The organism is Citrobacter sp. RHBSTW-00986 (assembly GCF_013783065.1).
In the GTDB taxonomy this organism is placed as follows: domain Bacteria; phylum Pseudomonadota; class Gammaproteobacteria; order Enterobacterales; family Enterobacteriaceae; genus Citrobacter; species Citrobacter braakii.
The window spans coordinates 79585-93981 of record NZ_CP056200.1 but is presented as its reverse complement, the minus strand read 5'-3'; the positions used below and the strand labels follow the sequence as shown (position 1 = coordinate 93981).

Annotated in this window: 15 protein-coding genes; 14 read left to right on the top strand and 1 reads right to left on the bottom strand. The window is 51.8% G+C overall.

All coding sequences use genetic code 11. The features are described 5' to 3' along the window. Window positions 1-58 precede the first annotated feature (58 nt). The 9 genes from HV345_RS00445 to HV345_RS00405 all read left to right on the top strand — a co-directional run bounded on the left by HV345_RS00445 (window position 59) and on the right by HV345_RS00405 (window position 6566). Window positions 59-241 (top strand): AlpA family transcriptional regulator, encoded by a 183-nt coding sequence (locus HV345_RS00445; protein ID WP_096098264.1) that lies wholly within the window; start codon window positions 59-61, stop codon window positions 239-241. Next, a complete protein-coding gene (locus tag HV345_RS00440; protein ID WP_032200671.1) occupies window positions 231-554 on the top strand; it encodes a hypothetical protein in 324 nt (107 codons plus the stop codon). Before HV345_RS00445 ends, HV345_RS00440 begins: the two co-directional genes overlap by 11 nt. A gap of 83 nt (window positions 555-637) precedes the next feature. Beyond that, window positions 638-1507: a toprim domain-containing protein gene (locus tag HV345_RS00435; protein WP_116360357.1), complete on the top strand. Its 870-nt coding sequence runs from the start codon at window positions 638-640 to the stop codon at window positions 1505-1507. Next, window positions 1504-3210 (top strand): DUF927 domain-containing protein, encoded by a 1707-nt coding sequence (locus HV345_RS00430; protein WP_162873166.1) that lies wholly within the window; start codon window positions 1504-1506, stop codon window positions 3208-3210. The genes HV345_RS00435 and HV345_RS00430 overlap by 4 nt, the downstream gene beginning before the upstream one ends. 337 nt (window positions 3211-3547) lie before the next feature. Beyond that, window positions 3548-4162: a hypothetical protein gene (locus HV345_RS00425; protein ID WP_116360355.1), complete on the top strand. Its 615-nt coding sequence runs from the start codon at window positions 3548-3550 to the stop codon at window positions 4160-4162. Window positions 4163-4595: 433 nt separating this feature from the next. Beyond that, window positions 4596-4994, top strand: a complete 399-nt coding sequence (locus tag HV345_RS00420) for a hypothetical protein (protein ID WP_058683188.1) — start codon at window positions 4596-4598, stop codon at window positions 4992-4994. Then, a complete protein-coding gene (locus HV345_RS00415) occupies window positions 4995-5174 on the top strand; it encodes a hypothetical protein (RefSeq protein ID WP_097491588.1) in 180 nt (59 codons plus the stop codon). It begins immediately after the preceding gene. Between the two features lie 117 nt (window positions 5175-5291). Continuing rightward, entirely contained in the window at window positions 5292-5528 is a 237-nt protein-coding gene (locus tag HV345_RS00410; RefSeq protein ID WP_116360354.1) for a hypothetical protein, read from the top strand. A gap of 420 nt (window positions 5529-5948) precedes the next feature. Next, the gene (locus HV345_RS00405) at window positions 5949-6566 is read left to right on the top strand and encodes a trimeric intracellular cation channel family protein (RefSeq protein WP_003024049.1); all 618 of its coding nucleotides are present in this window, start codon (window positions 5949-5951) and stop codon (window positions 6564-6566) included. Here HV345_RS00405 and ligB read toward each other — a convergent pair. After that, window positions 6563-8242: an NAD-dependent DNA ligase LigB gene (gene ligB / locus HV345_RS00400; protein ID WP_149382460.1), complete on the bottom strand. Its 1680-nt coding sequence runs from the start codon at window positions 8240-8242 to the stop codon at window positions 6563-6565. The two genes, HV345_RS00405 and ligB, sit on opposite strands and share 4 nt — an antisense overlap. Before the next feature lie 261 nt (window positions 8243-8503). Here ligB and gmk point away from each other — a divergent pair, with 261 nt between their 5' ends. Genes gmk through recG form a run of 5 tightly spaced genes read left to right on the top strand, consistent with a single transcriptional unit; the run spans window position 8504 to window position 14377 of the window. Next, window positions 8504-9127: a guanylate kinase gene (gene gmk, locus HV345_RS00395; RefSeq protein ID WP_019078035.1), complete on the top strand. Its 624-nt coding sequence runs from the start codon at window positions 8504-8506 to the stop codon at window positions 9125-9127. Window positions 9128-9181: 54 nt separating this feature from the next. Then, on the top strand, window positions 9182-9457 hold the full coding sequence (rpoZ, locus tag HV345_RS00390) for a DNA-directed RNA polymerase subunit omega (RefSeq protein ID WP_000135058.1): 276 nt from the start codon (window positions 9182-9184) through the stop codon (window positions 9455-9457). Between the two features lie 18 nt (window positions 9458-9475). Next, a complete protein-coding gene (gene spoT / locus HV345_RS00385; RefSeq protein WP_003024038.1) occupies window positions 9476-11590 on the top strand; it encodes a bifunctional GTP diphosphokinase/guanosine-3',5'-bis pyrophosphate 3'-pyrophosphohydrolase in 2115 nt (704 codons plus the stop codon). Window positions 11591-11600: 10 nt separating this feature from the next. Further along, complete coding sequence (gene trmH, locus HV345_RS00380; RefSeq protein WP_016155007.1) at window positions 11601-12290, top strand: tRNA (guanosine(18)-2'-O)-methyltransferase TrmH; 690 nt, start codon at window positions 11601-11603, stop codon at window positions 12288-12290. Window positions 12291-12295: 5 nt separating this feature from the next. Beyond that, entirely contained in the window at window positions 12296-14377 is a 2082-nt protein-coding gene (gene recG / locus HV345_RS00375) for an ATP-dependent DNA helicase RecG (RefSeq protein ID WP_047358798.1), read from the top strand. Window positions 14378-14397: the final 20 nt, after the last annotated feature.

The following is a 14397-nucleotide window of genomic DNA, read 5'->3' as shown; positions in this document are numbered from 1 at the left end:
TGCTATCGTTCGTTTGCGGGGATATCCCGTGACACTAACAAGCAATCAGAGGTGCTACATGATTAAGCAAAGTTACATCCGACCAAAAAATCTGGCTGAGGAATTGGGTATCTCAATGCCTTCTTTATGGCGCTGGGTTAAGGCGGGGAAGATGCCGCGACCAGTGAAACTATCCCCACGAGTAGCGGCTTTTTCAACTGAGGAGATCAATCAATGGCTGGAGGGGAAAAATGCTAATTGATGAGAAACGCTGTGAGGGCATTGGCCTGCCAAAACCGGAAAGTTTCGATACTGAGAGGACTTATGTGATCAAGGTGATGCTGGCCGGGAAATCAATCAACACGAGACAAGCCCGATATATCGGCATTGGCAACTTGCATAGTGTCGTTTCAAGCCTAGTAAACAGAAACAGAGTTAGCCTAACCAGAGTTCGTGGTGTCGTTAAAGACCCAGCCACGGGACAGCGGCCAGCCAATACGGTACTTACTGTGTACATGACACCAGAGCAGATCGAGGAGTACAAAGCAAAACGGCACCCCGAAGGATGCCGCTGATGATGCCAAATAACTCTTAATTCTTTCGCTGGCGGTGAAGTTTGCGACCGATCCGCCAGCCTCACTAACAGGTAAAATTATATATGAACAGTTGTCAGACACAACCCCTGATTGACACCATGCGCGATGCGGGTGTGATGCCATGCGCTATGCCGGAACTGACCCCCGGCGACGTGTCCCGATTCCGTATCGAGGGCGATAAATCCGGTTCCCTTAATGGCTGGATTTACCCCTTCCCCGATGGCGCTGGCTGCGTTTTCGGAAGCTGGAAGACTGGCGTTAGCGCATTTCACTTTGCTGATGGGATTCAGGTCAATAGCATTGAGCGTAAGCGCGTCATGATGGAAGCACGTCAGGCTATGGGGGAAGCACAGCGCAAAGCTGAGGTAGCTGCCGCCATTGAATGCCGCGCAAAGCTGAGCAGCGCAACGCCTGCCAGCAATAACCATCCATATCTGGTGCGCAAGAGCGTTAAAGCCCACGGCATTTATCAATCTGGTGACTGGCTATTAATTCCAATCCACGACCAGTACGGCGGTACACAATCCCTTCAATTCATCATGCCCGACGGTACAAAACGCTTTAAATCTGGCGGGCTTCTCAAAGGCGGACGCTATTGGTTGGGCGGTCACCTCATTAATGATGGCACCGTATTCATTGCTGAGGGGTATGCCACAGCCGCAACGGTTCGGGAGGTCACAGGCTGCCCGGTGTGTGTCGCCTTTACTGCCGGAAACCTGCGTGAAGTCACCGAAAGCGTGCGCTGCGAGTTCCCACGGAGCCGTATCATTATTGCCGCTGATAACGATGCCAATACCGACGGCAATCCCGGTCTGTCCAAAGCACTGGACGCGGCGCGGAGGTATCGCGCGGAAATACTCATTCCATCGACCAACGGCGACTGGAACGACCATAAAGACGAGCTGGCGGAGCAATGGAAGGTGATGGCATGAGTACGAACAACGTAATTGAGATGGCAGCGCACAAAGACAACCCGCCGGGCGATAAACTTCCGCCATTCTACTGGGTACACCGTGAATACGACCGGGAGCGCGGGGACGCTGGCGTTTACCTCTACAAAGCGCCAACGGAGAAGAACCCAAACCCTGCGCCAGTTTGCATATCTGACGTTATTGAGGTCACTGCCGAAACCAGAGATAACGATAATGAATCATGGGGAAAACTTTTAGCATGGTGCGACCGGGATGGGATACCAAAGCAATGGGCAATGCCAGCGACAGCCCTTTATGCTAATGGCGGTTCGGAAGCCATTAATATTCTGGTTGGTGGCGGTCTGCGTGTGTGGGATGAAAAAAGGTTTATCCACTACCTGAAAGGGCAGTCACACAATAGCCGACTGACATGCGTAACCCAGTGCGGATGGTTCAAACCATCGATTTACGTCACCCCAACGCGCACATTCAACGCCGTTGATAAGAATATGGTTGTCTATCAGATGAATGAGCGTGTGAAGCCTGAGCCACACAGCGGCACCGTAGAGACATGGCGTGATGAGGTGGCCTCTTTATGTGCTGGCAACAGCCGGTTGATGCTGGCGGTATCTATGCCGTTTCTGGCACCGATGCTAACCATGTTGGACGTTGACGGCTTCTGCTTCCATTACGTGGGCGCATCATCGTCCGGGAAGTCTCGCGCAATGAAGGTGGCCGCATCTGCAATTTCCGACCCACAGGCATATATCCGATCATGGAGGGCGACAGATAACGGTCTGGAGGGCATTGCCACGCGCCACAATGACGGCTTGCTGTGTCTGGATGAAATCGCACAGGTAGACGCAAGCAAAGTCGGGGAAATCGCGTACATGCTGCCGAACGGCATAGGGAAGCAGCGAAGCGCCAAAAGCGGGGCAGCCAAAGAGATTCAGCAATGGCGGCTGGCATTGTTATCCAATGGTGAAATTGACCTGAAATCGCACGCAGGCACAGCGCGTAAAAGCACATATGCCGGGCAGGAAATGCGACTGATTAACATCCCTGCTGATAACTGCGAATTTGCCTGTTTTGAGTCACTCCATGGCGAGGCCAACGGCGCACTATTCGCTGACCGCATCGACAGAGCAGTGTCAGAGAACCACGGGACAGCTTTCAACGCATGGCTTGAGTATCTGACTATCAACTATGACACCATTAAGAATGGCTGGCGTGAGTTCAAAGCAGACTTCCTCGCTCATGTATCTGACGACCCTACCGGACAAGTCGGGCGCGTGGCGGAGAAATTCGCTATTGCTGCCTACGCTGGGGAGCTATCGCGTGAGCTGACTGGCTGGAGTGAAGGAGCGGCCACCAAAGCGGCTAAGGTCTGTTTTGATTCATGGATTGAACGCCGGGGCGGAACTGAAAACCATGAAGATACGGAAATCATGGAGCGCATCACCCAAACGATTATTCGTGACGGCGCACGTTTTCAGGATGCCAATAAGCCGGACGAGGTGCCAGCTTCACGTATCGGCTTCATTAAAGACGATGAATACATGATTCCGGTGAGTGCCTGGAAATCGGTATTTGCCGGGCTTGACCATGCGAGAGCGGCGCGGCTACTTCAGGACAAGGAGATCGTCAGAAAGGAGCGGCGTTACTTGCCGGGATTAGACCGCATGTGGTGCTACATTATCCATAAAGATAGTCTGTCAGACTGATAACCGATACCCGCCAGCGTGCGGGTATTTTTTCGCCTCAACCCTGAGAAATTGGATATATTTCACCCAAATTAATCGAGTGGGACAAAATCCTGTCCCGGTCTGTCCCGTCCCTTGCCCCGGTATTTAAACGCTTAACCGGCTGAAATTAATGATATTTTTTCTCGTGGGACAAACGGGACAAACGGGACAAGCGAAAAAACGATATTGAAGTTTTATCCGATTATAAAATTAGTTACGAATAACAAGGATGAAGAATGTTAACTCGACCATATCAATCTACCCTTTTTTAAATATATAATCACTTTACTTTTCTGGTCTCTCAATGGTGTTATTTATGGCTAAATTAATATGTAAGAAGTGCGATCATGAATATGATAAAAATGATAAAACCTGCCCTAATTGTATGGCTGTAATTGACGACGCACAAGAAGAGCAGTTAACAGAGCATAGACAAAATCATAATAAATCCTCAGATATAAGCACTAATAAAATTTCGTTTTCTGAATTCAAGAAATTAAACAAGGAAGAAAAGAAAACATTTTTCAATCAAGGAGGAAAAATAACATATTCAAAAAAAGACAAAATAATCATCGCGCTTGGAGTGACATTTTTTTGTTTGTTTGCTTTAGGAGTTCTAAGTGTTATAAATGCTCCAGAGAAGCCTAAAACAGCGGAGCAGATCGCATCCGAAGCCGCTGAAAATGCTGAACGAAAACTCACTAGCGAACTTGAGGCTACATGTGTAAACAACGTAATAGCAAGACTCAAACTACCAGATACCATTGAAATTGACTATGGTAGCTTAAAAACAAACATGAAGAATGATTTAAACGGATATGCTGTTTATTTTAAATTTACCGCTGAGAATAAATATAGTATGACAGTACACAATGAAGCCCTTTGTACTTTCAAAGCGAATAAGAAAATCATTAAAGTTGTAATAAGATAACATTTTCGAGATTTTTGTACGGATTATTTATATTAATACTTTTCATCTTAAAGAAGTACACCTACCAGTCAGGCCGATATTTCGGCCTGACATTAATCACTCCTCGTATTCATTTATTTTTTGCCTGTAGTTTACCATTAGGCACCCTGATTTTACCCCTACCTATGGCTTACATTTGCTGACCCTTTACATGTGGTTAGCCGGAAAATAGTTAGCAATAGTTATCAATTTTGGTTGCTACTGACCTCAGATAAATCATGTATACCCACCAGAAACAGAAAAGCCCCGCATTGCTGCGAGGCTGTTCCGGTTCACTACGCTTCTTTTGATGCCGGATGGATGAGCCGACGCATTTATTTTAACCTTTCATGTACTACCGAGCTAGTACATTTGGTATAATTAATCATCAATTACTGCGCTATGGTGAACCCGAATGAATGAAGTAACTTCAATCCTCCTTGAGCAACGTCGAACCGCAGAACAACAACGCAAAACTGCCGAATCCGCACGCCACGCATCTGGTTTATATGCTGCCGGAAACGGCTGGTTTTCTCGTGCGATTGAGTTCGAGCATGTTTCCCCGCTGGGCTTGAGTGCCACCAAACTGGTTAGCCCGGAGCAGGTATGCGAGCGATATCAGCGCCAGTATGGGAAAGCACTGACCGTAGACCAGTTAAAGGCATGGGCAAATGCTGGCAATTTCCCACTGCCCCGTTCAGTTAATGGTGTGATCGGCTGGACTGCTGAATCATTAACGCCTGCGCTGAATGCCCTGAGCCGTAGCGGAGCCGGGCGCGGGTTTACTTCCATCTCACGAGCGGGAAGCCTGTAAATGAGTAAATCATCTGTAATGGCTGCGCTCAAAAAAGCACGTCTGGCGCGTGAAGGTGAAAGCACTGCGATGGGTGGAACCGGGCAACATGACTTCAATGCGAAATTCTACGGCAAGTCTGACACTGCCCCGATGAGCCAGAAGGTTTTTAACGCCAATTTCTATGCGGGGAAAGCATGACGGAAGCCTATGCGCTCTGCTTAATGACGTACTGCTATCTCATGGTGTATCGCCCCTGAATCCCCATCCCTGCTAAGCGCCGCCGAAAGGCGGTTTCTTTTATCTGGAGTGCGCCCAATGCTGAACGTGAACCGGCTGCCTAACAGTACCCGTCTGGAAATTGCCTCCGCTATCGCTGAGGAGGTTTTCGGGCTGGAACTGGATGACGAAGCGTTAATCCATGAACTGAGGCGCTACGGCTTCACACAGGCGTACGCTGAGGCGATGACTTACAGATTTGTGTCAGTCATGAATATTGATGAGGTGCCACAAAATCCACCAAAGCAGAAAAAGCCAATCAATGTGGCCGCATAACTCATGGCTTACAATTCTTTACCAAAGAATAAAAACGCACAGCATTTGGGAAGCACCTTCAAAAAACGTGTACCCATACATGTACCCAATGAAATATTCAAATTAAGAAAACCCAACAATAACAAGACTTACAGGCACATAGTCAACTAACAGATTCAATCGAGTAAACTCCATTCCACGTAGCCCCCATAAACGAGGGGCTACGTGTTTTTCCCAACACTTCGGTTGTGATCCATCCAGTTCGAATTATATTTTCTCATCATTTATTGTCACCATTCATAAAGTAAAGCGCATGCCATAACGCATTTACAGAAAACTCACATTAGCTGTAGTTATTAAAATCACTTCACCTTAGAAAATCTCAATCGTGACAATGCGCACAAATCGTTAACCTTAGCCCCAGCAAATCAGGGGGAATACATGCTGTTACACGTTTTATATTTAATTGGTATTACTGCCGAAGCCATGACCGGTGCGCTTGCGGCTGGGCGTCGCCGTATGGATACATTTGGCGTCATTATCATTGCCACCGCGACGGCCATTGGCGGCGGCTCGGTACGCGACATTCTTCTCGGCCACTATCCGCTCGGCTGGGTAAAGCACCCTGAATACGTCATTATCGTGGCGACCGCTGCGGTACTCACCACCATTATTGCCCCCGTCATGCCCTATCTGCGTAAAATATTCCTCGTCCTGGATGCGCTGGGCCTGGTGGTCTTTTCTATTATTGGCGCCCAGGTGGCGCTGGATATGGGTCATGGACCGATTATTGCCGTGGTCGCGGCGGTCACTACCGGAGTCTTTGGTGGTGTATTACGTGACATGTTCTGCAAACGCATCCCGTTAGTATTCCAGAAAGAACTGTATGCCGGCGTTTCATTTGCCGCTGCTGTGCTGTATATCGTGCTGCAACATTATGTCTCCAGCCACGATGTGGTGGTGATCTCTACCCTGCTCTTCGGCTTTACCGCCCGACTACTGGCCCTGCGCCTGAAGTTGGGGCTGCCGGTATTTTACTATCGCCATGAAGGCCATTAAGGCATAAAGCCCGTGATCCGCTGAGCAGCTAACCAGTTGCTCAGCGCTGTGATCTCTTTATCCTCCAGCCACTGAATAACCTGTCGTGCCCGTCGCTCCCCCATGAAAGGAAGTTGCCGCCAGCTTTGTTCACTGCGTTCCCGTAACTGCTGCCACGATCCATCCCGACTGGCATTCAACGTTGCCTGTGTTAACGGTATTCCCATGGCAATCACCCAGCGCGTAAATGGAAGATGGCGTGACAGATTGAACTGATGCCACAGCTTCCCCCCTTTGTTCACGCCAAATGTGGACTGTAGCTGCTCCTGCGTTAATCCAAGCCAGGAAAAGATATGTTCAAAGCGATACGTCTGATGTAGCTCCCGCCATCCCGCCTCGCCCATACCCTCCAGCCCTAACACATCTTTGGCCCCCAGCCAGACGAGCCTGGCAACAAACTGTTCCTGACACTCCGCTGTGGCATAAAAACAAGTTAGTGAATTGAAGCGCCCCTCAGGTGGTGCTGGCTTATTACGCTGGGTGCTGCGCCAGACCACCTCATCTATACGGGGAATCCCCTGTCCGGCCAGACTTATCAGAATCTGATCGCCAGGCGCAATATCCCATTCATTCCAGCGCCGTACTGAGCCAATATTGACGCGCTGCACCCGCTTATCATCCAGCATGACGGGGACCAGCAATGCAACCACCGCAATTTTCCCGCTTTTGCCAACGGAAAACTGAATACCCGTCACCTCAGATACCCTGGCCACGGGAGGATATTTCCACGCTGCCAGCCAGTCTCCCTGTCCGGGTAGCCAGTATTGCGCCCGCGGTTCTTTTCCCGTTCGCACCACCACACCATCCGTCACAAAAGGTAACGCTGAAGTCCACCACCTGGCGCGCACCTTCTCGACGTCATCCGCACTCTTCACGGCCTGAGTATATCGTTGCGTGAAACTGAACCCGGCAGCAGTGAGTTGCTCAAGTCTTTCCGACATGGCAACTGGACCATCAGGCCAGGCCCAGATAAAAATAGCCAGCGAGCGTAACATTTCCGGGTTGCTCTGGCGCATCATCATTCCAGCAACCTTTGAGCGGGCGTTCATTCCCCCTCTCTGCTGCTGAATATGCCCTTGTTGCTGCAAAAATATCTCCCCCTGCAACGTACTGTTAGAAAGCAGCCCGCTGGTAGTACGTGGAACGGAAGGGATCTGAAGAACCTTTTGCGTCCAGTCTTCGCCTTTCAGACCGTTACCACGGCTAATCGCCCGTATCAGATTTCCATTGCGATAAACCAGCGTGACCGCCACGCCATCCACCTTCGGCTGCACCCAGAGATCGCTACGAGCATGCATCCATTGCTGTAGCGCTTGCTTATCGGCAAGTTTTCGAACTCCCGTGTGGGGAACGGTGTGCGAGACGGTTCCACTTATTGGGGGCGCAGATAGATCTGGTGGGGCTTCATCGCCAAAACAGCGCTGCCACTGGATGAGCTGCGCATTGAGCTGGTCATAAACGGCGTCGTCTACGACACTTTCCCCTTGTTTCCAGTAACTGTCATTCCACTGTGTTATCTGCTGCTGTAGTCGTGAAATTTCCTCTTGTGCCCTGGCAGGCGACCAGACGGGGCATACCGCCCATGAGGGTAGATACCACATTAGCAAAACCAGCCCTATGCATTTCCATAATCCCATGCTATCTCCGCTGAACAGTACGTTTCCCGGCAGATATAACGCGAATTGAAATGGAAACAGAGCGGCAAAAAATCATCCTGCGAGCAACGTTCCTGACATTTGCACGAATTGCTGCAAATCGCGGATAAAACAGGAAACTGGTACGCAAAACGCAATAAACATGCGCAAAAAGTGTGACAAGGGCTACGTCACATAGCGGCTACGTGTATAATAAGCCCGTATGTAGGCTCTCTTTCGACAATCACATACATTAAGATACTCATGGCTCAAGGCACGCTTTATATTGTTTCTGCCCCCAGTGGCGCGGGTAAATCCAGCCTGATTCAGGCTTTATTAAAGACCCAACCGTTGTATGACACCCAGGTTTCTGTTTCGCACACCACGCGCGCACCGCGCCCGGGGGAAGTGCACGGTGAACACTATTTTTTTGTGAACCATGACGAATTCAGAACCATGATTGGCAGAGACGCGTTCCTGGAACACGCTGAGGTTTTCGGTAATTACTACGGCACCTCGCGTGAGACCATTGAGCAAGTATTAGCATCCGGCGTAGACGTCTTTTTAGATATCGACTGGCAAGGTGCGCAGCAAATTCGTCAAAAAATGCCGCATGCGCGCAGTATTTTTATTTTGCCGCCATCTAAGATTGAGCTGGATCGCCGTCTTCGTGGCCGCGGTCAGGATAGCGAAGACGTGATCGCAAAACGTATGGCGCAAGCTGTTGCAGAAATGAGCCATTACGCCGAATATGATTATCTTATTGTGAATGATGATTTCGATACCGCCCTGGGCGATTTGAAAACTATCATTCGCGCCGAACGTCTGCGCATGAGCCGCCAAAAGCAGCGTCATGACGCTTTAATCAGCAAACTGTTGGCAGACTGAACCCACATTCAGTATCATGCCCAGTCATTTCTTCACCTGTGGAGCATTTTAAGTATGGCACGCGTAACTGTTCAGGACGCTGTAGAGAAAATTGGTAACCGTTTTGACCTGGTACTGGTCGCCGCGCGTCGCGCTCGTCAGATGCAGGTAGGCGGAAAGGATCCGCTCGTACCGGAAGAAAACGATAAAACTACCGTTATCGCGCTGCGCGAAATCGAAGAAGGTCTGATCAACAACCAGATCCTCGACGTGCGTGAGCGCCAGGAACAGCAAGAGCAGGAAGCCGCTGAATTACAAGCCGTTACCGCTATTGCTGAAGGTCGTCGTTAATCACAAAGCGGGTCGCCCTTGTATCTGTTTGAAAGCCTGAATCAACTGATTCAAAACTACCTGCCGGAAGACCAGATTAAGCGTCTTCGGCAGGCGTATCTCGTTGCACGTGACGCTCACGAGGGCCAGACACGTTCAAGCGGTGAACCCTATATCACGCACCCGGTAGCGGTAGCCTGCATTCTGGCCGAGATGAAACTCGACTATGAAACGCTGATGGCTGCGCTGCTGCATGACGTGATTGAAGATACCCCTGCCACCTACCAGGACATGGAACAGCTTTTTGGTAAAAGCGTTGCTGAACTGGTAGAAGGGGTGTCGAAACTTGATAAGCTTAAGTTTCGCGATAAGAAAGAGGCGCAAGCCGAAAACTTTCGCAAGATGATTATGGCGATGGTGCAGGATATCCGCGTCATTCTCATCAAACTCGCTGACCGTACCCACAACATGCGCACGCTGGGCTCATTACGCCCGGACAAGCGTCGCCGCATCGCCCGTGAAACCCTCGAAATCTATAGTCCGCTGGCACACCGTTTAGGTATTCATCACATTAAAACCGAGCTGGAAGAGCTGGGTTTTGAAGCGCTGTACCCGAACCGCTATCGCGTGATTAAAGAAGTGGTTAAAGCCGCTCGTGGCAACCGCAAAGAGATGATCCAAAAAATCCTCTCGGAAATCGAAGGGCGTTTACAGGAGGCAGGCATTCCGTGTCGCGTAAGTGGCCGCGAGAAGCACCTGTACTCTATTTACTGCAAAATGGTGCTCAAAGAGCAGCGTTTTCACTCCATCATGGATATCTACGCTTTTCGCGTTATCGTTCATGATTCCGATACCTGTTATCGCGTACTCGGCCAGATGCACAGCCTGTACAAACCTCGTCCTGGTCGCGTGAAAGACTATATCGCCATTCCGAAAGCGAACGGATATCAGTCTTTGCACACCTCAATGATCGGCCCTCACGGCGTCCCGGTTGAAGTACAGATTCGTACCGAAGACATGGACCAGATGGCAGAAATGGGTGTAGCAGCGCACTGGGCTTACAAAGAGCACGGCGGCGAAAGCAGCACCACCGCACAAATCCGCGCTCAACGCTGGATGCAAAGCCTGCTGGAACTGCAGCAGAGCGCCGGTAGCTCGTTTGAATTTATTGAAAGCGTCAAATCTGATCTCTTCCCGGATGAGATTTATGTTTTCACACCGGAAGGGCGCATTGTCGAACTGCCTGCCGGTGCAACGCCTGTCGACTTCGCCTACGCCGTGCATACCGATATCGGTCACGCCTGCGTCGGCGCACGCGTCGACAGACAACCTTACCCGCTTTCGCAGCCGCTCTTTAGCGGCCAGACCGTTGAGATTATTACCGCTCCGGGCGCCCGTCCGAATGCAGCGTGGCTCAACTTCGTCGTCAGTTCGAAAGCGCGCGCCAAAATTCGCCAACTGCTGAAAAACCTCAAGCGCGATGATTCCGTCAGTCTGGGTCGTCGACTGCTCAACCATGCCTTAGGCGGTAGCCGTAAACTGGCTGAGATCCCGCCAGAGAGCATCCAGCGTGAGCTTGAACGCATGAAGCTCGCCACCCTTGACGATCTGCTCGCGGAAATCGGTCTGGGTAACGCCATGAGCGTGGTGGTAGCGAAAAACCTCCAGCAGGGCGAAGCAACGGCAAACGTGCCAGCGCAATCTGGTCACGGTCATCTGCCGATCAAAGGCGCAGATGGCGTGCTGATCACCTTCGCGAAATGCTGTCGTCCGATTCCTGGCGATCCAATCATTGCCCACGTCAGCCCGGGTAAAGGTCTGGTGATTCACCATGAATCCTGCCGTAACATTCGTGGCTATCAAAAAGAGCCAGAGAAGTTTATGGCGGTGGAATGGGATAAAGAGACAGAGCAGGAGTTCATCACCGAGATTAAGGTGGATATGTTTAACCACCAGGGTGCTCTGGCAAACCTGACGGCGGCAATCAACACGACCACCTCCAACATTCAAAGTCTGAATACGGAAGAGAAAGATGGCCGCGTCTATAGCGCCTTTATTCGCCTGACCGCTCGAGATCGCGTGCACCTGGCGAATATCATGCGCAAAATCCGCGTCATGCCGGACGTGATAAAAGTCACCCGTAACCGTAACTAGAACACGTTTTATGAATACTCAACGTTATGCACGTATTTGCGAGATGCTCGCACGTCGTCAGCCCGATCTGACCGTCTGCATGGAGCAGGTCCACAAACCTCATAACGTTTCTGCAATCATTCGTACTGCAGACGCGGTCGGCGTGCATGAAGTCCACGCCGTCTGGCCTGGTAGCCGTATGCGCACCATGGCCTCTTCTGCCGCAGGCAGCAACAGTTGGGTACAGGTGAAGACTCACCGCACTATTGGCGATGCGGTCACACATTTAAAAAGCCAGGGTATGCAGGTTCTGGCAACACATCTGTCAGATAAAGCCGTGGATTTTCGCGAGATTGATTACACGCGCCCCACCTGCATCCTGATGGGCCAGGAGAAAACCGGCATCACTCAGGAAGCGTTGGATCTGGCGGATCAGGACATCATCATTCCCATGACTGGCATGGTGCAATCGCTGAACGTTTCGGTCGCCTCCGCGCTGATTCTGTACGAAGCACAGCGCCAGCGGCAAAACGCCGGCATGTACCGACGAGAAAACAGCATGCTGGCGCAAGATGAGCAGCAGCGTTTGCTGTTTGAAGGCGGTTATCCGGTGCTGGCGAATGTCGCTAAGCGCAAAGGTCTTCCCTACCCCCACGTAAACACGCAGGGCGAAATTGAAGCCGATGCAACGTGGTGGGCCACTATGCAATCTGCGAGATAAACGCGATGAAAGGCCGTTTACTGGATGCCATCCCACTCAATTCTCTGACCGGCGTTGGCGCAGCGCAAAGCAGTAAACTGGCGAAAATTGGCCTGCACACCGTGCAGGACCTTCTGCTCCACCTCCCTCTGCGTTACGAAGACCGCACGCACCTGTACCCGATTGGCGAACTGCTGCCGGGCGTTTACGCCACCGTAGAAGGCGAAGTGCTGAACTGCAATATCACCTTCGGCGGACGCCGGATGATGACCTGTCAGATCAGTGATGGCTCCGGCATTCTCACCATGCGCTTTTTCAACTTCAGCGCCGCAATGAAAAATAGTCTCGCCACCGGTCGCCGGGTGCTGGCCTATGGCGAAGCCAAACGCGGAAAATACGGCGCAGAGATGATCCACCCGGAGTATCGCGTGCAGGGCGATCTCAGCACGCCGGAATTGCAGGAAACGCTCACACCGGTGTATCCAACCACCGAAGGCGTGAAGCAGGCCACGCTGCGCAAACTGACCGATCAAGCGCTGGACCTGCTCGATACCTGCGCCATTGCCGAACTGCTGCCGCCAGAGTTGTTGCAAGGTATGATGAGCCTGCCAGAAGCTCTGCGCACATTGCACCGTCCACCGCCGTCACTGCAGTTGAGCGATCTGGAAACCGGTCAGCATCCAGCACAGCGACGTCTGATTCTGGAAGAATTGCTGGCGCATAACCTCAGCATGCTGGCACTACGCGCCGGGGCGCAACGTTTCCACGCCCAGCCGCTGCTCGCAAACAACGCGCTGAAAGATAAGCTGCTGGCGGCTCTACCGTTTAAACCCACCGGCGCCCAGGCCCGCGTTACCGCTGAGATCGAACGCGATATGGCACTGGATGTCCCCATGATGCGTCTGGTGCAGGGCGATGTCGGCTCAGGTAAAACGCTGGTTGCGGCGCTGGCCGCCCTACGTGCCATCGCACATGGTAAGCAAGTTGCGCTGATGGCCCCCACCGAACTGCTGGCTGAACAGCACGCCAATAACTTCCGCAACTGGTTCGCGCCACTGGGTATTGAAGTAGGCTGGCTGGCAGGTAAACAGAAAGGCAAAGCGCGCCAGGCACAGCAGGAAGCTATCGCCAGCGGTGAGGTGCAGATGATTGTCGGCACGCACGCAATTTTCCAGGAACAGGTGCAGTTCAACGGACTGGCACTGGTTATCATCGACGAACAGCACCGTTTTGGCGTACATCAGCGCCTGGCGCTGTGGGAGAAAGGTCAGCAGCAGGGTTTCCATCCACACCAGCTAATCATGACCGCCACCCCAATCCCGCGCACGCTGGCAATGACCGCCTATGCCGATCTCGACACGTCGGTCATTGACGAACTCCCTCCGGGGCGTACGCCGGTCACCACGGTGGCGATTCCGGATACCCGCCGCAGCGATATTATTGACCGCGTGCGCAACGCTTGTACCCATGAAGGGCGCCAGGCGTACTGGGTCTGTACGCTGATTGAGGAGTCTGATTTGTTAGAAGCTCAGGCGGCTGAAGCCACGTGGGAAGAGCTTAAACTGGTGCTGCCAGAGCTGAATATTGGCCTGGTACACGGCCGTATGAAGCCCGCAGAGAAGCAGTCGGTAATGGCGGCCTTTAAGCAGGGCGAATTGCAGCTGCTGGTTGCCACCACGGTGATTGAAGTGGGCGTAGACGTACCTAACGCCAGCCTGATGATTATTGAAAACCCGGAGCGCTTGGGCCTGGCGCAGTTGCACCAGCTACGTGGTCGCGTAGGTCGTGGCGCGGTGGCCTCCCACTGCGTCCTGCTCTACAAATCGCCGTTGTCAAAAACCGCGCAAAAACGTCTGCAGGTTCTGCGCGACAGCAACGACGGATTCGTGATCGCGCAAAAAGATTTAGAGATCCGCGGGCCCGGCGAGCTATTGGGTACGCGCCAGACCGGAACGGCAGAATTCAAAGTCGCAGATTTACTGCGCGATCAGGCGATTATCCCGGAAGTTCAGCGCATTGCCCGTCATATTCACGAACGTTATCCGCAACAAGCTGTGGCGCTGATTGAACGCTGGATGCCGGAAACCGAGCGCTACTCCAACGCATAGTCGATTCATAGCGGCGGCGG